The organism is Roseivirga sp. (assembly GCF_049099775.1).
Taxonomy (GTDB): Bacteria; Bacteroidota; Bacteroidia; order Cytophagales; family Cyclobacteriaceae; genus Roseivirga.
Genome location: NZ_JAGDZM010000004.1, coordinates 319162 through 342471, shown reverse-complemented (window position 1 = coordinate 342471; position 23310 = coordinate 319162). Strand labels below are relative to the sequence as shown.

25 protein-coding genes are annotated in these 23310 nt (G+C 38.0%); 11 read left to right on the top strand and 14 right to left on the bottom strand.

Annotated elements, in window-relative coordinates; genetic code table 11:
* Positions 1-19: 19 nt before the first annotated feature.
* From JXQ92_RS05955 to JXQ92_RS05945, 3 genes are all read right to left on the bottom strand, one after another.
* Entirely contained in the window at positions 20-1168 is a 1149-nt protein-coding gene (locus tag JXQ92_RS05955; protein WP_421985679.1) for a 6-bladed beta-propeller, read from the bottom strand.
* Positions 1168-2340, bottom strand: coding sequence for a 6-bladed beta-propeller (locus JXQ92_RS05950; protein ID WP_421985678.1), 1173 nt, complete (start codon positions 2338-2340; stop codon positions 1168-1170). The genes JXQ92_RS05955 and JXQ92_RS05950 overlap by 1 nt, the downstream gene beginning before the upstream one ends.
* Positions 2341-2485: 145 nt before the next feature.
* Complete coding sequence (locus JXQ92_RS05945; protein ID WP_421985677.1) at positions 2486-3499, bottom strand: N-acetylmuramoyl-L-alanine amidase family protein; 1014 nt, start codon at positions 3497-3499, stop codon at positions 2486-2488.
* A 145-nt stretch (positions 3500-3644) separates the two neighbouring features.
* On the opposite strand from JXQ92_RS05945, the gene JXQ92_RS05940 reads away from it, so the two are divergent.
* Positions 3645-4385, top strand: a complete 741-nt coding sequence (locus tag JXQ92_RS05940) for a hypothetical protein (protein WP_421985676.1) — start codon at positions 3645-3647, stop codon at positions 4383-4385.
* Positions 4386-4665: 280 nt separating this feature from the next.
* On the opposite strand, the gene JXQ92_RS05935 is transcribed toward JXQ92_RS05940, so the two are convergent.
* Genes JXQ92_RS05935 through JXQ92_RS05915 form a run of 5 tightly spaced genes read right to left on the bottom strand, consistent with a single transcriptional unit; the run spans position 4666 to position 8513 of the window.
* Positions 4666-4836, bottom strand: coding sequence for a PLDc N-terminal domain-containing protein (locus tag JXQ92_RS05935; RefSeq protein WP_421986414.1), 171 nt, complete (start codon positions 4834-4836; stop codon positions 4666-4668).
* Positions 4837-4873: 37 nt separating this feature from the next.
* Positions 4874-5104, bottom strand: coding sequence for a PLDc N-terminal domain-containing protein (locus JXQ92_RS05930; RefSeq protein ID WP_421985675.1), 231 nt, complete (start codon positions 5102-5104; stop codon positions 4874-4876).
* A gap of 26 nt (positions 5105-5130) precedes the next feature.
* On the bottom strand, positions 5131-6480 hold the full coding sequence (locus tag JXQ92_RS05925) for a Gfo/Idh/MocA family protein (protein ID WP_421985674.1): 1350 nt from the start codon (positions 6478-6480) through the stop codon (positions 5131-5133).
* Between the two features lie 42 nt (positions 6481-6522).
* Positions 6523-7419: an FAD:protein FMN transferase gene (locus JXQ92_RS05920; protein ID WP_421985673.1), complete on the bottom strand. Its 897-nt coding sequence runs from the start codon at positions 7417-7419 to the stop codon at positions 6523-6525.
* Positions 7420-7433: 14 nt separating this feature from the next.
* A complete protein-coding gene (locus JXQ92_RS05915) occupies positions 7434-8513 on the bottom strand; it encodes an AI-2E family transporter (RefSeq protein ID WP_421985672.1) in 1080 nt (359 codons plus the stop codon).
* 187 nt (positions 8514-8700) lie between these two features.
* Between JXQ92_RS05915 and JXQ92_RS05910 the strand changes: the two genes are divergently transcribed.
* The 7 genes from JXQ92_RS05910 (at position 8701) to JXQ92_RS05880 (ending at position 16060) form a co-directional block, all read left to right on the top strand.
* Entirely contained in the window at positions 8701-9594 is an 894-nt protein-coding gene (locus JXQ92_RS05910) for an acetyl-CoA carboxylase carboxyltransferase subunit alpha (protein WP_421985671.1), read from the top strand.
* Positions 9595-9679: 85 nt separating this feature from the next.
* Positions 9680-10351, top strand: coding sequence for a DUF6090 family protein (locus JXQ92_RS05905; protein ID WP_421985670.1), 672 nt, complete (start codon positions 9680-9682; stop codon positions 10349-10351).
* Position 10352: 1 nt separating this feature from the next.
* Positions 10353-11015, top strand: a complete 663-nt coding sequence (locus JXQ92_RS05900; protein WP_421985669.1) for a hypothetical protein — start codon at positions 10353-10355, stop codon at positions 11013-11015.
* 8 nt (positions 11016-11023) lie between these two features.
* Positions 11024-11872: an MBL fold metallo-hydrolase gene (locus tag JXQ92_RS05895; protein WP_421985668.1), complete on the top strand. Its 849-nt coding sequence runs from the start codon at positions 11024-11026 to the stop codon at positions 11870-11872.
* Positions 11873-11908: 36 nt separating this feature from the next.
* Positions 11909-12697: a patatin-like phospholipase family protein gene (locus tag JXQ92_RS05890; protein WP_421985667.1), complete on the top strand. Its 789-nt coding sequence runs from the start codon at positions 11909-11911 to the stop codon at positions 12695-12697.
* 144 nt (positions 12698-12841) lie between these two features.
* Entirely contained in the window at positions 12842-15193 is a 2352-nt protein-coding gene (locus tag JXQ92_RS05885; RefSeq protein ID WP_421985666.1) for a TonB-dependent receptor, read from the top strand.
* 3 nt (positions 15194-15196) lie between these two features.
* A complete protein-coding gene (locus JXQ92_RS05880; protein WP_421985665.1) occupies positions 15197-16060 on the top strand; it encodes a DUF4249 domain-containing protein in 864 nt (287 codons plus the stop codon).
* Positions 16061-16136: 76 nt separating this feature from the next.
* On the opposite strand, the gene tyrS is transcribed toward JXQ92_RS05880, so the two are convergent.
* The 4 genes from tyrS to JXQ92_RS05860 all read right to left on the bottom strand — a co-directional run bounded on the left by tyrS (position 16137) and on the right by JXQ92_RS05860 (position 20074).
* Complete coding sequence (gene tyrS, locus JXQ92_RS05875; RefSeq protein WP_421985664.1) at positions 16137-17423, bottom strand: tyrosine--tRNA ligase; 1287 nt, start codon at positions 17421-17423, stop codon at positions 16137-16139.
* 75 nt (positions 17424-17498) lie between these two features.
* On the bottom strand, positions 17499-18011 hold the full coding sequence (locus tag JXQ92_RS05870) for a bactofilin family protein (protein ID WP_421985663.1): 513 nt from the start codon (positions 18009-18011) through the stop codon (positions 17499-17501).
* A complete protein-coding gene (locus JXQ92_RS05865; protein ID WP_421985662.1) occupies positions 18011-19066 on the bottom strand; it encodes a hypothetical protein in 1056 nt (351 codons plus the stop codon). Before JXQ92_RS05865 ends, JXQ92_RS05870 begins: the two co-directional genes overlap by 1 nt.
* A gap of 135 nt (positions 19067-19201) precedes the next feature.
* The gene (locus JXQ92_RS05860; protein WP_421985661.1) at positions 19202-20074 is read right to left on the bottom strand and encodes a TolB family protein; all 873 of its coding nucleotides are present in this window, start codon (positions 20072-20074) and stop codon (positions 19202-19204) included.
* Between the two features lie 238 nt (positions 20075-20312).
* Between JXQ92_RS05860 and JXQ92_RS05855 the strand changes: the two genes are divergently transcribed.
* A complete protein-coding gene (locus JXQ92_RS05855; protein WP_421985660.1) occupies positions 20313-21341 on the top strand; it encodes an oxygenase MpaB family protein in 1029 nt (342 codons plus the stop codon).
* Here JXQ92_RS05855 and JXQ92_RS05850 read toward each other — a convergent pair.
* Positions 21338-21727, bottom strand: a complete 390-nt coding sequence (locus JXQ92_RS05850; RefSeq protein ID WP_421985659.1) for a hypothetical protein — start codon at positions 21725-21727, stop codon at positions 21338-21340. The two genes, JXQ92_RS05855 and JXQ92_RS05850, sit on opposite strands and share 4 nt — an antisense overlap.
* Positions 21724-22284, bottom strand: coding sequence for an RNA polymerase sigma factor (locus tag JXQ92_RS05845; RefSeq protein ID WP_421985658.1), 561 nt, complete (start codon positions 22282-22284; stop codon positions 21724-21726). Before JXQ92_RS05845 ends, JXQ92_RS05850 begins: the two co-directional genes overlap by 4 nt.
* Before the next feature lie 152 nt (positions 22285-22436).
* Between JXQ92_RS05845 and JXQ92_RS05840 the strand changes: the two genes are divergently transcribed.
* Both JXQ92_RS05840 and JXQ92_RS05835 read left to right on the top strand, forming a co-directional pair.
* Positions 22437-22793, top strand: coding sequence for a DUF6249 domain-containing protein (locus JXQ92_RS05840; RefSeq protein ID WP_421985657.1), 357 nt, complete (start codon positions 22437-22439; stop codon positions 22791-22793).
* Between the two features lie 127 nt (positions 22794-22920).
* Positions 22921-23304, top strand: coding sequence for a hypothetical protein (locus JXQ92_RS05835; RefSeq protein WP_421985656.1), 384 nt, complete (start codon positions 22921-22923; stop codon positions 23302-23304).
* Positions 23305-23310 lie beyond the last annotated feature (6 nt).

The window sequence follows — 23310 nt, the reverse complement described above, 5'->3', positions numbered from 1 at the left end:
GATAGACCATAAGATTTAATTACTTTAGATCACTCGTAAACTTGATCCAAATCACTACCGGATTTTCCGATGTTTCAATGGTTTCTAGTGTATGGTCAGCCAAATACTGAACTTTTGCAGGGTCTAGTTGGCTTAAAAATTCACCAATGTCTGCGGAACTTAGAGAGAATGCTAATTCATTATTAACCCAGTTGATATATCTAGGATAGAATTGGCCTTCACCATTTTTGTTGAAGGTAATTTTTTGGTAATCACCTGTCGCTCGGTTGATTAAGAATTTTCCACTTCTTATGGCATCAGCATAGATGAAATTTTGGGAAGCCCGCATGAAAAACATACTAATAGCTCCGTTTTCACTCCTCAGCATACGTTGTTTTTGTATGTTATCATAAACCGCTTCGTCTTTCCATATCCATTTTTCGCCAAAATCTACGGAAAGAAGCGGAGCAGCTCCGTCTGATAAGATCTTATAAAGTGTATCACCATTCGTGTGTTGGTAGGCTACATCTTTGTTATAAAGAGAAAAAGGAGTAGACAGCCAGAATATGCTAGTCTTCTTTAATTTAGTATACGGTATAGCCAGCGTATCTCGTTCTAGCTCCTCATTTAAGAATTCTAAGTTGTACCTCAAATCACCGTCAAGAGGTGCTCGGCCGACATCGGCCACAAATCCATTTGTATTGCCATGCAAATGAGATACACGATTTTTTAAAGACAAAACACTGACAAAATCACCGGCTAAATCAAAACTAATCACATGTCTCCCGTCATAAACCTGAATCAGGTTATCATTTACCCAAAGATTTCTAATCGATACATATTCTTCAGGTCCATTACCCTGTTGTTTGATTTTGGTTAAAAACTTACCGCCTTCTGAATAAACCATGATTTCCTCCTGTCGGCCGTTTTTAAAAACAATATGATTATCTAAAAAAATCGCATCGGTAAGGTTCTCTAAAAGTGATTCATTAGTTTCTTCAAGTCCTAATACCTTAACACTTTCTACAAATTGAAAAACACTTCTCTCTTTAACATCAACGTCAATCGGATAAGCTCTAAAATTGTCAATGTCAACGATTCCTTCTTTAGTTGCTTTTTCCGAAGTCCCACAAGAAAGTATGATGAAAAGAGTTGAAATAAGCATTGAGGTATTTCTAATGAGAGGCATTAGTCGTTGTTTTTAAAAGTGAATAAGGCCAAAACAGGATTTTCAGACACTTCTATGGCCGACAATGAAGTGCCTTCGCGATAAGTGATTCGATCTTTCGATAACCTACTTAAAAACTCAGCAACATCAGCAGATGCAAGCGTAAACGAGAGCTTATTATCCACCCATTTTAGGGGAGATATTTCAAATTCATCGACTAAGTTTTTTCTAATGTCTAATCTTGTTATTACCTCTGAATTCCGATCTATTATAAAGTGCTCCCAATGCGACATGCCTATCAAAGCTTTAGCGTACGCATAGTTTTCGCTGATGTGAGCCGTTATTTCCCAAGCCTTAGGTATATCATCCGTTTCAACCTTACCGAGCATCTCATATGTAGGTCGTGAATGACCTTTCCAGTGCCAGTTATTGCCAAAGTCAAGATGAATTAATGGAGTAAGACTATCATTAGTAAATTGATAAATGGTATCGGAATGGGAGCGAAACAACAAAAGACCATCCTTATAATTAGCAATGGGCAAACCACTAGAATAGTGTGGTGGCGGTTCTTCATCAGTAAGCTCGAATGGAAGATATTTACCGCTAACATTGAAATTTTTATCTAAGCTTACCCATTTATACCGAGATGAGTCATTTAGAGCAGAAAAATTAGTCTCAATCACATATTGGTCTTTTAAGGGAAGCAAGTGACCCATACGGGCAAATTCTGAGGGTATACGTGTTGAGGAAATAAATGCTCCGTCAAAGGTGTAAGTCTTAATAGTACCTGAAATCCTAGAATAGATCGATAATCTGTCATCATCAATCCATAACTCTGAAATCCGATCATATTCCTCAGGTCCATCTCCAAATCGACTGATCTTGTTGACAAAGTTTCCAGTAGCATCAAAAATAAAGACCTCTCTATTACCATTGTTCACAATGAGTCTGTTCTGATGCCATAGCACCTGCCGTATTCTTGATAGGAGTGAAAATTCGGTTTCTTCTAATCGTATCAATTCAACTGATTCAATAATGTCCGTGAATTTGGTTTTGGGTGCACTCAAATCCATGAAATAGTGTTCTAAAAGGTCTTCTTTGTTCGAACCTTTAGCCTTACTGTTCTCTTTTGACGACGTACTGCACGAATATAAAAGGCAAATCAAAAGAAGTAGAAGAGATGTATTGCGCATTAAAAGGATTTGAAGAGCTTATGTACTCTATACTAACTAAATGATTAGTCAATTCAAAGAAGCAATACACTGATTATCCATAAAGTGAATTTAATCCTGATCAGGGTGATCGTTCTGATTTAGGTGAAAAAGAAGCTGAAAGCCCTTACTTAGATGATTTGTAATCTGCCAGTAGGCCTTCGGTAATCCAGTCAGCTAAAGCTTGTCTGTTACCAGAATTTAGAATTCTTCTTTGGTCACTGGTATTTTTTAAGTTGCCTAACTCAATGTAAACCATAGGTGGGAGGGTATTCCTTATAACATACAGATTGCTTCTATTGCTTACCGTTCCTGTGTATTTACGATTTGGTTGGTACTGCTCATATTTCTTCTTAAAAGTAGTTTGAAGCTGATCAGCCAGCTTTTTACCATTTTTACTGCTCTTATGATGATAAAAGAACACATCTACATTTTCTTTCTGACCTCTACTATCCACATGAGTCACGATAAGACGCTGATAAGCTTTACCTTTTTGCTTAAACAGTTTATTCACAGAAGCTGTTCGTTGTCTTAATCTTAATTTTTGACTCCTAGGTATCTTTTGATTCGGATAATTGACCTCATCGTAATCAACTTTTAGAATTGATTGATCACGGATACCGTCATTTTCATCTTTAATTATCAAGTAAACTTCTGCGCCTTGGGCCATAAGCCCTCTCGCCAAACGTAAGGTTACATCATAGGCATATTCGTCCTCAGCTAAAGTGTTGCCGTTCTTTTTAGCTACGGCACCAGGGTCCGGACCTCCATGGCCCGAAATAAGATAGTAAATAGCGCCTTTAAGTTGTGAACCTTCGATCGGTACGTTTTCATATTTTTTACCGAAAAGAGGGTTGACTAATGATTTAGGGTTTTTTGCAGCAGTTTCAGTATCACTTTCCTTTTTTGCTGGTAGTGTATACTTCTTGCCAATATAAAGTCCATTTCTTTTACCAATATTTTTCTTGTTCAGTCGGATGAACTCGTTATAATACTTTATTGGGTCGAATCCGTTTTTAATAAGAATTTTGTGAATTCCATCACCAGAAACGGCGATAACGGTTTTTGGGGTCGATTGGGCATTGGAGTTGAAATTCCATAACGTTTGAAAGAGTATGAAGAGTATAAATATTCTTTTCACTTAGCTGCCGTCGCAATCAAAAGTCAAGTTGGTAAAAAGTGAGCTTAATGTCAACTCAGGATCAATAAAGGGAGGAATTTTATCCATTTCAGGCTTAGCAATTTTCGCAGAGTGGCGAATGGCCTATGTTTAGTAGCTTTATTCTATGAGAAGATTATTGCCTATACTTATTATGATGGTCTTAGGTTGTTCTTTCGCCCAAGCACAGATTTCCGAAACGGGACAATTGCTTGATGCGATGCAAGTAAAAAACCGAAAGACTTGGTTTAAGGAGTTTACCTTTCGACAAGAAACGATCCGGTATGATCAAAATGGTGCCATAAGAGACACTGCTATTTGGCATGAGGCCGTTAGTTATCCAGATCATTTCAGGATTGACTATAATGATCAAGGACGATTCGTGATCTTTAGAAACGATTCTGCTTATAGATTTCAAGAGTATCAACTTCAACGAGCATCTTTAGAACCTCAAGAATTTCTACTTTTTAAAGGAGGAATGTACTTTATGAGTCCGGCAAAAATAAAAGAGAAGTTAGAGGACTATGGCTATGATGTTACAATTTTCCGAGAAGATCGATTAAATGGTAGAAGAGCCTATGTGGTTGGTGCCAAAATGGGAGACTTAAAATCCAAACAGTTTTGGATAGATGCTGATCATTTTTTCACAGTTAGACGCATAAGTGATGTTGGTCAAGGCAGAAGCTTAGACGTGCAATATAGCGACCATAAGAAAGTCAATGGGGGATGGGTAGAACAGAAGGTTACTTTTTACTTAAATGAGCGGCTCTTGCAGGTAGAGAATTACCTAGACATAGAGGCTGCCATTAAACTTACCTCTGATATATTCAATCCAAAGGTTCCAAAGAGGCATTGGTTTAAAGATTAATTTAGTCATTTAACCAACTAGAGGTGGCACTTCCCTTTAGGAATCCGTTCTATAATCAGAAAGAGATTTATAATCTCCGAAAGAAGGTAAATGAAAGGATAAATTATGGCTGCTTTTCTTTACTTATGTTAAAGTAATTCGCATCTTCGCAACAAATAAATAAGACCATGTTTATTCTCATCGTAATCGCTTTATTTATCGCTGCCATTGCAGCTCCTTTCATGCTTCCAAATAAGAAGGTAAGCAACCACGAAAAAGACTGGGAAGTCTGATTATCAACTTATACTTTTTGCTGTCTGCCGATAGCAAAGTAAAGAATTGAACCTAATACAGGTAAAAGTATAACCACTATTACCCAAATCAGTTTATTCTGGCTTGGGTTGAATTCATTCTTTATTATATCGATCAAAGCCCATAATACAATCAGGAATGGAATGATGTATAAGAGCATAAGCATGAAAAACATAAGCTATTCTTTTGGTTAAAAACTAAATGGGTTCTGTTTTTAAGCGTTGGGACCTTCCAATAGTCAAGTAGAGTAATGCACCAACAACAGGCACGAAAATAGCGACAAGCACCCAGATCAATTTGTTTTGCGAGTCCTTAAACTCACTCGTTAAAATACTAATCAAGCTTGCCACAATAAGCAACAGTGGAATTCCGAAAAAAGATAATAGAAAAAGAGCTTCCGGACCTGAAATTCCACCTATTAATAGCATAGTTGATAAAACTACTAATTACCAATCTAAATATTATACTCTTTCGGATTGATTTTGATTCTCTGTCCACCTTTGTTGATGGCTTCGTGTATTTTATAGATACACACTTCTGACTTGTAAGACTCTTCCGCATCATAGTTTAAGGTTTCTTCACCTCTCACAGATTCTACAAAATTGTAAAGGTGAGCCGTATGCGCTGCAAGATTATAAACCTTGTCCATATCATTCATGTCTTTGATGTCATAACTGATTTGTGGAGCAGTTTCCTTAATACCTGAATCACCAGATTCTTTCGCTTTATATTGTTCCATATCAGCTAGGTTAGAGATATAACCTTTGTCGATATACTTTTTCCAGTTTTCAGCTGCGACTTTCGATTCACGGTAGATCTTATTGTCTTTGCCTTCTGATATAATAAAAGCGCCATCATCTCCAATAAAACGTTCGTAAACGCCTACTGCTCTAGAATTAGAAATATTTTCATATATACCGATGGCTGGTCCTTTTGGCGTATCGTATTCTAGAATTGTGGCCATAGTATCAGCTTGCTCTAAGCCAAAGTAAGAGTTGTTTCCAGAAGCATAAACAGTATGTGGGAATGCGCCAAAGAACCAATTAAAAATATCAATTTGGTGAGAACCTAAATCAGAAACCACACCACCACCAAGTGCTTTGTAATTTCGCCAGTTATATACCTCGTCCGCTGTTTTGAATCCATATCTTTCAAGCTTTTTCAGATCAAGTCTGTCCAATTTATTGGGCTGTTGCGTCCAGATTTCTGAACGGTTCCATTGACCGATGGCATGTGTTAATCTGCCGAACATTTTTTCCTGCTCTAGTAAGATCTGATGTGTAAAGCGATACCTATCATTCGATCTTCTCTGCCTACCGATTTGTAAGAGTTTGCCAGTCTTTTTCATGGCCTGAGCCATTTTTTTAGCGTCTTTTATGTTATTAGACATGGCTTTTTCACAGTAAACGTGCAAACCAGCATTCAAGGCATCTACAGCATGTTGCATATGCCAAAAATCAGGCGTAGTCAACACAATGGCATCTAATTCTTCTTTTTCCAGCATATCGTAGAAGTCTTCATATGCTTTCACTTTAGTATTATACTGCTTATTGAATCTATCTTTTGAACGTTCTCTTCTGCTTTCAACTATATCGCATACCGCTACCAAATTGGCACTTGGAATTTTCGGGATGTTGCTAAAAATTACACCTCGACCACGGCCACCACATCCAACCACGGCAATATTTACCTTATCGGCTACCTTCAACGGATTTGCTGTAATGTTAAATGGATTACCAATCATTAAACCACCACCTACAAGTGCTGTTGTTTTGATGAATGTTCTTCTACCTGAGTTTTCCATGCGCTTCTTATTTGGATATTGTTGATTTTGAATTCTTGACTCCTAAGATAAATTATTTTTTGTCACCAATTTAAGATGTCCATCCTCTGAATATGCCACCCAGATAATATTGTCACTTTTCTTTATAATCTCGTGTATTTCATCTGTAGAAACGATGAAAAGAGCAGTAGCGAAGGCATCAGAATAAGCTGCCTTTTCAGAGGCAACCCATATTCTTTTATGACCACTTGCAAGTTCATTAAATCCCGTCCTAGGATCGAAAATATGATTGCCCTGAAATGAGGTGCCCGATGCGCTGACAGCAATATTGCTCAATTGTAAATCCATTTTTTCTGAGGCATTGGCGATGGTATAACTCCAATGTTCGATGTCCTCTTCATTATTCTTAAGTAGAACTGTACTATCGCTAGCACTTATTGAAAAGTTCTGTATACCTAACTCTTCCAATAAATCATTTGCTTTGTCTAACGCATAACCTTTGCCGATACCACCTAAGTCAAATTGAGCACCTGGCGTTAGGCAATAGACCATTGGTTTTTCAGGGTCAACATATATCCGCGAAGCGACTTTTTCTTCTTGTACTTTCGTTAAGGCATTATTCATTTCAAATTCGTTAAGAATGCCTGTTTTTGTAGCTCGGAAGATGTCTATGTGTTTGGCTACGCCAATGTCAAATGCCCCAGAGGTTAATGCAGTCGTTCCTAAAGCCATTTTTAAAACTTCCCATGTCTCAAAATCAATAGGTAATTGATCTTCGGCCTTCATTCTGTTGATCCGTGAAACATCGCTATCAGGAATAAAGCGACTAAGTTGATGCTCAAGCGCGTCGATGAGGCTAAAAACCTGTTTTGCAGCATTTTGTGCATAGTCTTCCGTTTCTTTCGCTATTACCAGCGCAAACTGAGTCGCCATTGCATTATGTTCGAAGTGTTGCCGCATTTTTGAGAGAATAATTATTTACCTTTTCGCAGTTTGCTGCGTCCCATAAGTTTTACCAGGAGATCGGCATCAGGTATTTGTGCCAGAATAACACGGGCCATAACAATTAGTGGTACTGATAAAAGCATACCAGAAATGCCCCAAATATATCCCCAAATAACAAGTCCAAGAATAACAGTAACAGTATTCAAGGCGACTGAAGACCCCATCATTAATGGTTCTATTACGTTGCCCCAAACAAACTGCGTGGCGATAAGAAGAGCGATAAAGAGCACGAAAGTACCGCTGCTATCAATCTGAATAAGTCCTAACAAAACCGGAGGTATAGTAGCGGCAATAGAACCCACTGTTGGTATAAAGTTTAATAAGAAGGCCAAGAATCCCCAAAAAAGGGCAAAATCGATTCCGAATATCCAACTAAGCAAGCCAAAGAAAAGGCCTGTGCAGAAACTGGTGAAGAATTTAACCTTCATGTAGCTTACAATAGAAGATTTAACCTCAACAAATGAATTAATCAGCCTTTCTTTCCCAGTTTGATCATCGCCTTCCAAGTAGTTGATGTACATTTCGTATTTCACAATACTGCCCAAAACGGCAACGAGGTAAACGGCACTTAGAATGAAGTTAAAAGTGAAAGTTCCGAGTTGACCAGCTACAACTCCAGAGGTACTCATGATAAAATCTTTAGAAATAATTCTGTTCAGTGCACTGGTAAAACCATCAGCTTCAAGCTCCTTTACGCCGGGTATAAACTCAACTTGACTGAGAATAACCTCAAAGCGTGCTTCCATTTGGGCTAATAGTTTCCCTTTCTGAGCAAGAATTTGAGTTCCTGTATCGAAAACGACTAGGCCGATTAAAAAGATAAACCCTAGTGTAAAAATGGTGATCAGGGTAATGCTAATACTGTAAGGCCAACCTTTTTTCTCTAGATATTCAATAACTGGTGAAAGTAAAATACCTACAAAAAGGGCAAATGCTAAAGGAATGAGTAGCCCTGAAAGCGTTTTTATAATTACAATCACTAAAATCGCCGCAAAGAGGATTAATATATTTTTAATCGTACGAAGATTGGAATTGTCTATTTCTGTCATAAAACAGCGATCTATCTAGCTAAACTACTGAAAGCTGAAAATAGACAAAAAAGATGTACTGGCATTTATCTGAAAAAATTAAGTTCGAAAGGACATTAATATTTAGTTTTGTAGCTTCATCAATTAAGATCTGACAACATTGGAATTTGAACAACCTATAATAGAGCTAGAAGGTAAGTTGACTGAAATGAAGCAATTAGCGGAGAGCAGTGAAGTTGACGTATCTAAAGCGGTAAAAGCGCTTGAAACAAAAATCCAAAAGCTCAAAGTTGATACCTATAAGAACCTCACCCGCTGGCAACGTGTTCAGCTTTCTAGACACGAAGAGAGGCCGTATACACTAGATTACATTTATAATATGACTGACGACTTTGTCGAAATCCATGGTGATAGAACCGTGAAGGATGACAAGGCGATGGTTGGTGGATTTGGTACCCTGAATGGCCAGTCTGTGATGTTTGTAGGGCAGCAGAAAGGTAGAAATACCAAACAGCGTCAAATGAGAAATTTTGGTATGGCCAACCCTGAAGGTTATAGAAAAGCGCTAAGGCTTTTCAAAATGGCTGAAAAGTTTGGTAGACCAATCGTTACACTCATTGACACTCCAGGTGCATTTCCAGGCCTTGAGGCAGAGGAAAGAGGCCAAGGAGAAGCCATTGCTAGAAATATCAAGGAGATGTTTATGCTGAAAGTGCCAGTAATCTGTATTATTATTGGAGAAGGCGCTTCTGGTGGAGCATTGGGTATTGCTATCGGAGATAGAGTATTGATGATGGAAAATACATGGTATTCTGTGATATCGCCAGAATCTTGTTCGTCAATCCTTTGGAGAAGTTGGGACTATAAGGAACAAGCAGCAGAAGCTTTAAAGTTAACAGCGACTGATATGCAAGGCTTTGGTCTTATCGATGGCATTATAGAAGAGCCATTAGGTGGAGCACATAGAGATCCTGATTGGATGTACAAGAATTTGAAAGAAAGAATTCTTTCAGAGATTGAAACGCTTTCTGCAATGTCAAGTTCAGAAAGAATCAATACAAGAATAGACAAGTTCTCCAATATGGGAGAGGTAGTTGAATAAATGATTAACCCCAATCATATGAGACCACAAAGCTAAGCTTTGTGGTTTTTTTGTTTTTGGCTAATTTCAATCACAACAAAGTGATATGGCGAAGCAAAAGATTTCTTGGAAACTGCATTTTATAGAATTGATAGTTGTTATTATCGGTATTAGCATAGCCTTTACATTAGAAGGCTGGTCAGATTCGAAAAAAGAAAGAAGATTAGAAAAGAACTACTTGAACTCCATTAAGTCAGATTTGGAGAAAGACAAGGCTGATCTAAAAGTTATTTATGACTCAACGAGTACCGTATTGCGCTATGTGGGAGAGGTCTTCTATTTTGTTGGTAGTCAGGCACCTGTAGAATCCTATAAGTTTCACCACGCAACTAGCGGCTATTTAGCCACTCATTTCTATCCTAAAAACGGTACCTACACGTCTATGGTCAACTCAGGAGATTTGAATTTGATCCAAGATTTTGAACTCCGAGCCGAGCTATCGGGTCTTTACAATGTAGCTTACAAAGAAATTGAAAGAGCAGATAAAGTCATTCAAAACCTCTCAGATAATCACATTCAGCCCTATATCATATCGAATGTTCAGTTTACCAGAGATAAAACAAGAGATGGTATTTTAGACGATGCCCCTCTAAAAACAAATAAAGCGTTCAACCTTTTGGGAAGTTACTATAACCTGCTTAGCGGTCGTCAGTCAGCCTATCAAAACATGATTAATAAGTGCGATTCGTTAATCGCTAAAATCAACAATATAAACTAGTATGAAGTTAAAGAGAGATTCATTTTTGGCAATCGTGCTTGAAATAATTATTGTGATTATTGGAATCACTGTTGCCTTCTGGATGAGTAATTGGGGCGACCGAAGAAAGGAGATAGGTATGGGAGATGAGTTCGTAAGAACTATGATCAATGACCTAGAGTCTGACAGTGCAGCCTTTGTATATCAAATTGCCAATATTGAAGAGAATCTCGAAAGAGTTGAAGCCTTTATGGAGATATGCCGTAAGAAGGATTTTGAAAACGATTCGATTCAATGGTATGTAGGTAATTTCATGAACCGTAACAACTGGTTGATTAATAGTAATACTTACGAAATACTGAAAAGCGGTGGCAAGCTTGATATCATTACGGATTTTGATGTTAGAAGCGAGATTAGCTTCTTTTATCGAATTAGAACTTATCAAACAGATCGGATTCTGGAAATAAGCCAGAATTTTATTGATGAGCACATGGATCCGTATTTGACCAAGAATTCAGATTATTTCATCGCTCAAATACCTAACAACAAATTTGTTCAAGAGTTAGAATTTCAAAATCTCTTAGGGAGGTGGCGCGATTTGAAGGAAGAGAAACTTGATATATATGAACGTACGCTTGAAGACATTAATTTGCTCGTTCCTAAGCTAATGGACTATTTAGACTAAGGTTAACAATGGATTTACACATCATAAACACTGGAAACTTTAAATTGGATGGTGGAGCAATGTTCGGCGTTGTACCAAAGTCGCTATGGGAGCGAACCAATCCGGCAGATGAGCGAAATATGTGCACGTGGACAATGCGTTGTCTGCTCATTGAAGATGGAGACAGGTTGATTCTTATTGATAATGGTATCGGGAATAAACAAGACGCAAAATTCTTTAGTCACTATTACCTTCATGGAGATAATTCCTTAGATGGCTCATTGAAAGCAGCTGGTTTTGATAGGTCGGATATTACCGATATGTTCTTAACGCATTTACATTTTGATCATTGTGGAGGAGGAGTAGATTATGTTGGAGAGAATAAAGAGAAACTAGCTTTACATTTCCCCAATGCTCAATATTGGTCGAACCAAGATCATTGGGAATGGGCAACAAAACCTAACGAACGAGAAAAAGCCTCTTTTCTAAAAGAAAATATTCTGCCAATTCAGGAGAGCGGACAATTGAATTTTATTGGATTGAATGAATCATCACCTTTTGACCAATTTGATATTGCCACTTTTGATGGACATACCGACAAGCAAATGTTGCCTAAAATCAAGTATAAAGACAAAACCATTGTTTTTATGGCTGATTTACTTCCCTCAGTTGGTCATATTCCTTTGCCTTATGTGATGGGTTATGATACCCGACCGTTAATTACCTTAAAAGAGAAAGGAACTTTTTTAGAGGAAGCGGCCGATAATGAATACATACTTTTTCTCGAACATGATGCCGTAAACGAGTGTTGTACCGTCAAACGAACAGATCGTGGTGTTAGATTAGACAGGACGTTTTCATTACGCGAAATTCTCTAACCGTTTTATATTATAGTAGATTATTAAAAAAGGCACATGAAGGTTGGAATAGCACTATCAGGCGGTGGAGCAAGAGGCATAGCGCATTTAGGTGTTTTAAAGGCACTAGAAGAACTAGGGATTACCATAGATTTTATCTCTGGAACAAGTGCGGGGTCTATAGTAGGCGCATTTTATGCCAATGGTTTCTCCCCAGAAGAAATCATGAAGATCGTTTCTAAGACCAATCTTTTTCAAATTGTCTGGCCAGCTTTCAGTTGGAAAGGAATTTTCAGCATGAGTCGGAGCGAAGATGCTTTCCGAAAACACTTTAAACGAGATGATTTTAGTGCCACTAAGATTCCTTTGAAGATTGTCGCCACGAATTTAAATACAGGAGAGCCACAGGTTTTTGACGAGGGTGTTTTGGTGAAACCCATGATGGCCTCTTGTTGTATTCCATTTGTTTTTGATCCGATAAATATTAACGATCAATTATATGTGGATGGAGGGCTTGTCAGTAACTTACCAGTAGAAGCGATAAGAAAGGAAAGTGACTTCGTAATAGCCGTCAATGTATCGCCAGTATTAAAGGAAGAGTCTTTAGGAGGTACAAAGAAAATGATCGAACGAATTTCAATGGTGAGTATTAATTCCAATGTAACTAGGAGTAAGAAGATGTGCGACTTACTCATAGAACCAAAAGGCCTCAGGTCTTACGGAACCTTCGATATTAAAATGGCCAAGGAAATCTTTGAACTCGGCTATGAGGCCACTCATTATGTTTTCGAAAATCAAAAAAATGAAAAGGGCATTTCTAGCCTTTTAAGCGCTGCTAAGAAATAAATTCAGGCATTTAGTCAACCTTTTTCCATTTCATTCGACTTAATTTAAAATAAATTGAGATTTGCCTACGTGTACCAAGCTCGGTACTCGTCAAAGGGAAAAGGTCACCGGATAGTCCGGTAAACTCAATCACACAACAACACTATGCGCGTACTAATATGCTTCATTTGTGCCTTGTTGATTTTTAGTGAATCACAGGCTCAAGACAAATTTACACTGAACGGTTACGTTCGAGATGCTAGCTCCGGAGAAGAACTCATTGGAGTTACAGTATTAATCAAAGAAACAGGCGGAGGAGTAAATACGAATCCTTATGGTTTTTACTCCATTACGTTGCCTGAAGGGAACTATACCATTGAGTATAGGTATATCGGTTTTCAAAGAAAATCAGAAAAAGTTCAGCTGAACAAAGACGTTTCACTTAACATCAATTTAGAAGAAGAAACAGTTGAATTAAGTGAAATCGTGGTTACGGCAGAACGAGAAGATGCCAATGTCACTAACATTCAAATGAGTAGGAATGAGGTGAATATAGAGCAACTTAAAAAGTTACCGGCTCTTTTTGGTGAACCGGATGTTATTAAAACCATACAGATGCTACCAGGAGTAGTATCGGCTGGCGAAGGAACTTCGAGTTTCTTTGTAAGAGGAGGTAGTGCCGATCAAAACCTAATTCTTATTGATGAGGCACCCGTTTATGATCCTTCGCACCTTTTTGGTCTATTTTCAGTATTCAATGCAGATGTTATTAAGGATTCTGAGCTTTATAAAGGAGGAATACCTTCAAGATTTGGAGGTAGGCTCTCTTCAATTTTAGAAGTGAGGACTAAGGATGGTAATAATAAAAAGTTCGAAGGAGAGGCAGGAATAGGCCTTTTAGCCAGTAGTATCATGCTCGAAGGACCTATTAAAAAAGACGAAAGTTCCTTTATTGTTTCTGCTAGAAGATCGTATATCGATTTAGCCTTAAGAGCTGTCAATCAGAAGAACTTAGTTTATTTCTACGATGTAAATGCGAAGGTGAATTGGCGAGCGAATAACAAGAATAGATTCTTTTTAGCCATATATACCGGAAGAGATGATTTTAACTTTGATGGGAATTTCGGTTTCGATTGGGGTAATAAAACGGCTACTTTCCGATGGAATCACCTCTTTAATGATCGCTTGTTTTCGAATACTTCCTTAATCGCTAGTAGCTTCGACTACGGTTTGGGTTCTACTCAACAATCCGATGGCTTTCAATGGGATTCGAACTTACAGGAATACAGCTTTAAGCAGGATTTAAATTACTTCTTTAACCCTAAGCTTACACTAGACTTCGGCTATCACATTACTTATAGAAAATTTGCACCGGGTAAAATTATCCCTTCTGAGGAGTCGATTTTTAAAGAAACGGAACTGCAAGAGGAATTTGCGCTGGATCATGCTGCTTACTTCGGTTTGCAACATCAAGTAAGTGATAACTTGACTTTTGAATACGGAGCTAGGCTCTCTGTATTTCAAAATATAGGTAAAAACACTGTTTATACCTATTTCGATAAGTTAGACAATGTTAACCCTATCCGTATTGATTCGGTAGAATACGGAAGTTTCGAGAACATTAAAACGTATGTAAATCTTGAGCCAAGGTTTTCTGCGAGGCTGTTATTAAATAATTCAAGCAGTTTGAAAGCTAGTTATAATCGAATGGTACAGAACACGCATTTGATTTCGAGTGGCACAGTACCACTGCCATTTAATACCTGGGCACCGAGTTCTACTTATTTAAAACCACAATTGGCCGATCAATTCGCAGTGGGCTTTTTCAAGAACTTCAACAATAATAGATATGAGTTCTCAGTAGAATCGTTCTATAAAGACATTCAAAATGTAACAGATTTCGCTGATAACGCTCAAATCTTCTTTAACCAAGACTTAACAACCGAATTCAGGCAAGGCTCTTCTGAGGCTTATGGATTAGAGCTTATGCTTCAAAAGAACAAGGGTAAATTGACTGGCTTCGTGGCATATACCTTATCTAAGGTGACAAGGACAATTGACGGCGTGAACTTGAACAGGACATTTGTTGCTAACCATGACAGACGCCATAATTTAAACGTTATTGGAACCTATGATTATAGCGATAAATGGACTTTCGGAGGGTCGTTTACCTATGGAACAGGGAGACCAATTACCTTGCCTTCCGGTTCTTATGAGTTCAGTGACGGGCAAATTGCAGATGTGATTACAGAGAGAAACGGCTTTAGGTTGCCAAACTTTCACAGGGTTGACTTAAGCGCAACATTAGTGCCTCAAAAGAATAAGGATAAGAAGTACGAAACATCATGGGTTTTCTCATTATACAACGTTTATAGCCGTAAGAATCCTTTCTCTATTTACACAAGGGTTAGACTAGATGATGATGACAATGTGATTGGAGATGGCACTGAGAAAGAGGCCCGTTTAATCTACCTATTCCCGATTCTACCTTCTGTTACATTCAATATTAAATTTTAGGTCATGAAAATTCAATTCAAAAATACATACTTAACGCTATTAGCATTGGCAGCACTTTTTACGATGGGCTGCGAAGAAACAGTTACGTTAGACTTAGGTCAATTAGAAGAACGTGTAGTGATTGAGGGTTTGGTTACGAATGAACAAAACGGACATTTCGTAAAACTGACCAGAACTCGAAATTTCTATTCTACAGGTCCGGCAGAACGTATTCAAGATGCAACAGTTTCAGTTTCGGACGACAACGGAAACACTTATCAGTTTGTTCACAATCCAATGGGGACGGCTGATGATAATGGGTTTTATTACCCTCAAACTAATTTTCAAGGTCAAGTGGGTACTACCTATAGTTTGTCAGTAGTTGTTGACGGAGAACAATACGGCGCTTCAGAAGAGCTTTTACCAGTGACGGCAATTGACTCTTTGACCGTGATAATTGATGAAGAGGAATTAGAGGACCCTGAAGAAGAAGGAAGGTTTTATGAAGTGCTTTTCTATGCGAGCGAACCTCAAGATAGAAAGGATCAATACCTATTTAAATTTTATAACAACGGTGAAATTGTTAAAGACTTTCCAACAGACATCTATTTTTCAGATGATGATTTACTAGGAGAGAGGATCGACGACCTAGAGATTGCAGGGTTTTACAAGCTCGGTGAAATGGTTGAGGTAGAAATGTATAGCCTAACCCAAGAGGCGTTTATCTTCTATTCTGACCTTTTCAATTTGCTTAACAATGATGGCGGAATGTTTAGTCCACCACCTGCAGATCCAAGAAATAATTTAAGCAACGGGGCACTTGGCTACTTCCAAGTAAGTTCGGTTTCTAGAGAGCAAATTATGATTGAAGAACCTGAAGATAATTAATTGATTATCAGAATAATAAAAAAGGCAACACATGTAAATGTGTTGCCTTTTTTTGTGCTTTCTAAAAACAGAAATATTATGATACGGTGACCAAGTAATAGTTCTTTTTACCCTTTTGCGCTAAGAAATATTTACCCTGTAAAAGGCTTATTTCAGGTTTGGCATTCATGTCATCAATCTTAGACTTATTCACAGACACGCCACCACCTTGCAGCATTCTTCGTGCTTCACCTTTTGATTTAAAGATGATTTCCTGCGTAGTGGTAGAAAGCAAATCAATAAATGATTCAGTGTCGTTCAAATCCTTTTGGCTTATTGTTACTTGAGGCACACCATCAAAAACAGAAAGCAACGTCGATTCGTCGAGGGACACAAGGTCTTCAGTAGTAGATTTGCCGAATAGTATGCCCGATGCCTTAATGGCCATTTGAAGATCTTCTTCCGAATGAATTCTTCTGGTAACATCTTCTGCGAGTGCTTTTTGTACTAGACGCATATGCGGTGCCTCAGCATGTTTTTCCTCTAAATTCTCAATGGTATGCTTATCCAATAAGGTGAATATTCGTATGAAGTTGCTGGCATCTTCATCAGACGTGTTGAGCCAGTATTGGTAAAATTTATATGGAGAAGTTCGCTCTTTATCGAGCCAAACATTTCCACCTTCAGATTTACCGAATTTGCTACCATCTGCTTTTTTAATCAATGGTGCCGTTAATGCGAATGCTTCGCCCTGTGCTTTTCTTCTGATAAGTTCAGTACCCGTTACAATGTTTCCCCATTGATCGGAACCGCCCATTTGAATTTTGCAGTTCTTATTCTGGTATAGGTGATAAAAATCGTAGCCTTGTACTAATTGATAGGTGAATTCGGTAAAAGACATACCGCCTTCTAATCGATTTTTAACGGAATCTTTTGACATCATGTAGTTAACAGTGATGTGTTTTCCAACGTCGCGAATGAAGTCTAAGAAAGTGAAATCTTTAAACCAATCGTAATTATTGACAATTTCGGCTGAGTTTTCACCACAATCAAAATCTAAAAACTTTTCTAACTGAGCTTTTTGACCTGCTAAGTTTTTATTGAGCACTTCTTCGTCTAATAGCTGTCTTTCAGCAGATTTTCCAGAAGGGTCACCAACCATTCCAGTGGCACCACCCACAAGAGCGTATGGCTTGTGTCCTGCACGCTGTAAGTGTACGAGTAGCATAACAGGTACTAAGTTTCCTATATGGAGTGAATCTGCCGTAGGATCGAATCCTATATAGCCAGATGTCATTTCCTTAGATAATTGCTCTGCAGTGCCGGGCATTATATCGTGGATCATTCCACGCCAAGTCAATTCTTCAACCAGTGGGTTATTCATGAAGTTTTAGTATTAAGGTCGCAAAGATAGAATAAGCCTTGCAAGGGTAAAAGGTAGGAAGTGAAAAAGCCTGAATTACCAGGCTACACTTCCATAATTATCAGTTTTATCTTCATCGTCAACCTTGGTGTTTGGAATGAAGACATTGGTTTTACGTTTTTCTGGCAATGGTTTTTCTACAGCCTCTTGTTTGTTAGAACGAGAAGGAGAGCTACTATTGAGTTCTGGGACTTCTATTTTTTCTCCTACATTGATCTTTCCATTCATTTCTGCCCCATTATCAACAGAAATATGCTTTGCGTAAATCTTACCGAACACCCGAGCAGTTTGTGCTAAATGCAAAAGGCCTTTGGCAATTACATCACCATTTACATAGCCTTCAATGGTGATTTCCATACCGCTTAAGTTTCCGCCTATTTCGCCATGGTTGCCAATGATTATTCGTTCATCCGACACTAAATCTCCAGTAACATATCCATCTACACGAATGCTGTTCTCTGACTTCATATTGCCAGAAATGACAGAACCTTGCCTCACTTGCGTGATATAAGTAGATGGGTTAGCCGATGATTGATCTCGCTTGCTCATTAATATGCCGATGGAATAGATGATTCAGAACTAGCGTTATTCTCGTCGAAAATAGACACAATAGTAGTCGCATTTCCAATATCAAGTCCGACAGCAGAACTCTTTACGCCACCATTCAATTGAGCTGAATTGATACAATAGCCACGACTAGCCAATGATTGCGGCTCATGCGCTACCTCTAATTCAAGGATGTCTTGAAATTCAGCCTTAAAACAGTCTACCAATTGAGGGTACATGGCGCCACCTCCAGCTAAGAACATGTCATGAGAAATAGTAAAGTCATTATCATTGAATGCTTTTCTCATCGCAGGAGAAATCACGTCTTCATAATACTGTCTCAAGACTTTATTTCTCATTTCAGTAATATCAATACGCTTTCTATTCAAGAAAATCACCCCTTTTTGAAAAGCAGCATCAATTTGATGCTCTGTTTTCAATTCTAGATAGTAAGTTTTAGCGAGCTCTTTTTCGAGTAAATTCACAGCGTATCTCAAGCCGTAAGTTGATAGCGAAGTTCTTTGTACAATACCGCCTTCTGTGCTTAAAAGCCCCTCTAGTGTGCCATAACCCAAAGAAATCACGAAGAAGTTACCTCCGGCTTGGTGCTGGCCTTTCCTTAGAGCAATAGCACAGCTAATAACCTCTGGAATGATCTGCACATGATCGATTTCAATTTGTACATTCTTCCTAGTACCACCGCCATAAGTGGCAGCATCATACTCTACCACATGCTGAGCATTAATCAGGTTTGCGGCAGTTTCTTTGTAAAGTTGAAAAGTTGAAAAAGGAAATCCAGTTGAAATAGTGAGTGGGTTACCTAGTTTTTGGTTGGCAACCAGCATACCTGATTTCAATAATAAGTTATAATCTAACTCGTCCGGAGCACTGTTTATATTTCTATGTGGAGAAACGCCCTCTGTTAGTGCGAGGTTTCCAACGACGTACCCGTCGCCATTATGAAATAATTTAAGACCGTTGATCAGATCAGGAGATACATTCCTTAAATCTGTGTTGTTTCCTTCAAATACACTTGGAAATGTGTAGGTTTTGAACATAGTGTTGTTTGATTCTTGTGGTATTGAATTCGTATTGAGTCAACAATAATACGTATAAATCGGAATTTGGCCTTTATGCTAGCGAAAAAACAGCCTAAATTTTTGATATACCGTTGCTGACGAAAATGTACGGAACTAGTTATTGATGACTACCGCTAGCCGTTTGTTTTTAGCGTTGATGGCCATCCGCGTGATGCCTTTCTTGCCCTGATCTCCCAAATCAGTTAATTCCTTCCAGGTTTTATCGTTTTTCGGATTGTACATCCAAAGCTTAGTACCAGAGCTTGTTATATATGTGCCTTCTTGGCTTATTACCCAATCACTTCCGCCTTCAGGCTTTTTTATGACCGCATCAAAGGTTTTTGTGCTGGCATCTAGCCGATAAATGATATTGTCTCCATTTTCCTCTCTGCGTTCAAAAGCAAAGTCTTTTGTACCCGGTATTAGTTTTATCGTACGCCCTATATTTTTAGTAATGATTTTATCATCCACTTCATTCGCATTGGCCAATACCAACGTAGCGGGACGGCCTAATACAAACATGAGTACATCATTGTCGGTGTTCCAAGCAAAATAACCAACAGGAGCTAGGTCTTCAAAAACTACCTGAGGTTCCTTTTTACCATTCATTTGAAACATCCAAAGGCGTTGAGTATTATCCGCTTCAACTCTAATGGTTGCAAAGCTGCCATAGCCCGGCACAGGGAAAGGAGAGTACTCGCTCTCTTTAGTATTGGTAAGGTTAGTGAGCTTATCATCATAAAGATCGAGAATCATTATATCGTTTTGTCCGTCTATATGAGAAGAGAACATTATATAATCATTGTTGAAAAACACCGGTTGGTTGTCGTAGCCGCTTCGATTGGTGACGTTTTTACCATTGGAAAGAGTGATTTTTCCTTTCTTCTCTTTCATATCAAAGACGAAGATATCCGTATCGGGTGGGGCCTGGGCAAAGGCTGTTGAAGTAAAGATTAAAAAACAAAAGGATAGGAGTGCTGGTTTCATTTTTCTGGATCAGTGTTGAAGCTTGAAGGTATAAACTTACTTTTTTATAAGGTAACCAAATTTTGTAAGTGGTTACTGAAGCGTATTTAACTAAAGCTTTATTAAAATATATTTAACGTACTGATTAATAGTTATTAAGGTGTTTTAAATATAGTTGTGCTCATATTTTGAGCATGCCGAATATCACCCATTTAGCTAATAAAAGGTCGAGAATTCTAGTATTCATTAAAGAGAACAAATGAAATATTCAGAGCAGTTATTAAATGATAGTCGAGTAGAAAAAGATGACTTGGCCGACAAAGTGATAAGCAATTATTTTCCAAAAGATAAAGCCTTATTGCAGCAACATTTAGATGGTCTTGAACTGAATAATTCATTCTTGAATGAAACCGCAGATGTTTCGTTGAAACACTTGCTAGCCGATGTTCAAGAAAAGGCTAACAGTTTTAGTGATGAAGAGCTCAGTAAAGGGCAAGCATTTTTTAATGAGCACGCCTCAGATATTATGCTCTTGTTGGGCTTTATGTCTTTACCTTACTGTTATGCGGCTCAAAATGGGGCAGAAGTGTTGGTTAGGTCACAAAGGATACTTAATAACCCTGAGCAGCGATTGATGGATACCGCGGAGTTTGTCTTCGATGTAACGCATAAAGATGCCTTTAAACCGAATGGAAAAGGATTAGTCAGTATTCTGAAGGTTCGCTTACTCCATGCCGCCACGCGCTGGTATATCGGTCAGGATGAAACCTGGAAGGGCAAAACTTTTGGAGAGCCTGTAAATCAAGAAGATATGGCAGGTACAAACTTGTCATTTTCTCTTTTAGTATTACGCGGCTTAAGGAAGCTAGGTAGGCTTATTTTACCAGAAAAAGCCTATGATTATATCAATTATTGGAACAAGATCGGAATACTTTTAGGGCAAAACGAAGGATTACTGCCAGAAAGCAACAAAGAAGCAGCCGTATTAGAACGAAAAATAAGGAAACGACAGTTTGGTGCTTCGGAAGCTGGAACAAAACTGACCCAATCATTACTGAATTACTATGAAATGGCCACAAAAGACACACCTATAGAGGGCAAGTCTAAGACTTTCATGAATTTTTTAGTCGGTAGTAGCGTGTCCAATATGATTGGTCTGGAGATAAACGATTTTGACAGAATTGTTTTTAGACCTTATCAACTATTCATCAGTTTTAAGGGCTATTTCTTCAATACAGAAGACTCTTATGCCAAAGCATATGCTAGATTCAAGGAAAATAAAGCTTAGATCCCTAAATGTCGATTAATTCTTTTTTGCTTTAAAAGTTTATGATCTATAAGCTGAAAAGTTACAATCAAGGATACCAAGCCTGCCGCAGGCAAGACGATTTGAGGAAGAATTGATTGAGAGGAACCACTAAAAGAGGATATAACTTGGAGTGCCATAAAGCCAAAAATGAATACGCCGGCTATGGCCATACCGAAATAAATATTCTCTCTGAATGCCTCTTTTCTTCTCTTTTCTTTCAGTTTAGAAAGTACAGTTGTTGAAAACTGAGGGTTGATAGCAATCTCTTCTTCCTGTTCAATTTGTTTGAATAACAGCTCGTATAGATGATTATCTTCGGATTGATCAAAGTCTAGTTGATCTTCTATTCCTCTATTCTTTTTCATAATAGTTCCTCCTTCTTTACAAATTTAGCCAACCGATCTTTTAGTAATTTTCGGGCTCTAAAAAGGTAGTTTTTAACTGTTCCTTCAGGCATACCGGTTATTTCAACAATTTCAGGATACGTCATTTCCTCAATATGAAACAAATAGAGAACGTTTCTATAATGAGCCGGAAGCTTTTCAATTTGCTGCTGAACAAAAGACGATGTATTGGTGGTTGTCAATATATCTTCTGGGGTAGTTGATTCTTTAAAGAAATTACCCTCATCAACTTCTTCCATATCCTGATAAGTCATCCTGTTCTCCTTTTTTAGTGTATTGATCGTATGTCGGTACGCAATAGTGGCAATCCATGTGGATAATTTACTATTGAATTTAAAGCCTGGTAGCTTCTGATAAACCTTCATAAACACGTCTTGAGCCAATTCTTCCACTAACACATGATTATTCGTTAATTTTTGAATCATGTGAAATACTAACTTCTCATACTTTCGAATCAAAAATTCAAAAGCCTGATCGTTGCCCCTTAAAACGCTTTCTACCAGCGACTGATCATCCATTTGGGTCGTTAGACAAAATCTATCAGATCTATGTTGCAGAAAAACCTGACTTTATGCTAAAAACAATAAGATCGATATTTTTTTTAGTAAACTGCAACATTCCAAAAACCATTGCTGTCTGATGAGGCAAATGGATTTTAAATAAATGAATTATGGAAGGTTTTGATATTGTACTCACTGTTTTAATCACATTCGCTTTTACAGGGTTTACTACAATAGGTATTATTAAAGGCATTACGAGTTATCGTTTGAGAAGAAGAATGATTGAAGCGGGCCTGATAAATGAAGAAGCGATGGAGCTACTTAAAGATGGCGCTAAAGAAAATTACTATACATCGTTGAAATGGGGGTTGATCTTGTTTTTTAGTGGTATTGGGTTGATTTTAATTAATTCAATGGACTACTATTACGACTCCACGGCAGCTTATGGAATTGTGATTACTGCAGCATCATTAGGTTTTTTGGTCTACTTTATTTTCATGAAAAAGGAAATAAACAAAGAGAACTAGTCCATATATAAGAAGGTCAACAACAAAAAAAGTCGTCACTTGATAATTCGAGTGACGACTTTTTTTGTTCCTCCTTTCCAACCATTGAAATACTAATAGGGTCAAAGCACTAGAACAACGAAGAATTATGAAACGATTTTGCCTTTCCCTTTTAACGATTATATTTTTTTGCCTATCGTCTTGCGAAAATGATGATGCTCCCGACTGTATTGAAGTAAGAGTGATTACTCAAATTTGTGGTAATGCCGTACTAGAAGTAATTAGTGGTGGCGAAAATCTTAGTTTAGGTACTTGGACCAGCGCCGACGGTCAGATTTATACTAATGTAATTGGTGCCATTTTCAATTCCTGCGATGATAACCTTTCAGAAAATCTTGAGGGTAGCTTTTTCATAACAATTGCTGAACCTGAAGAGAATTCTAACTGTATCATGTGTCTGGCAATTCCTTCTAACATGCCAGAGCCAGTGTACCCGGTCAAAATAGTCAAGTCATGTGATGGAGATATATGATATGAA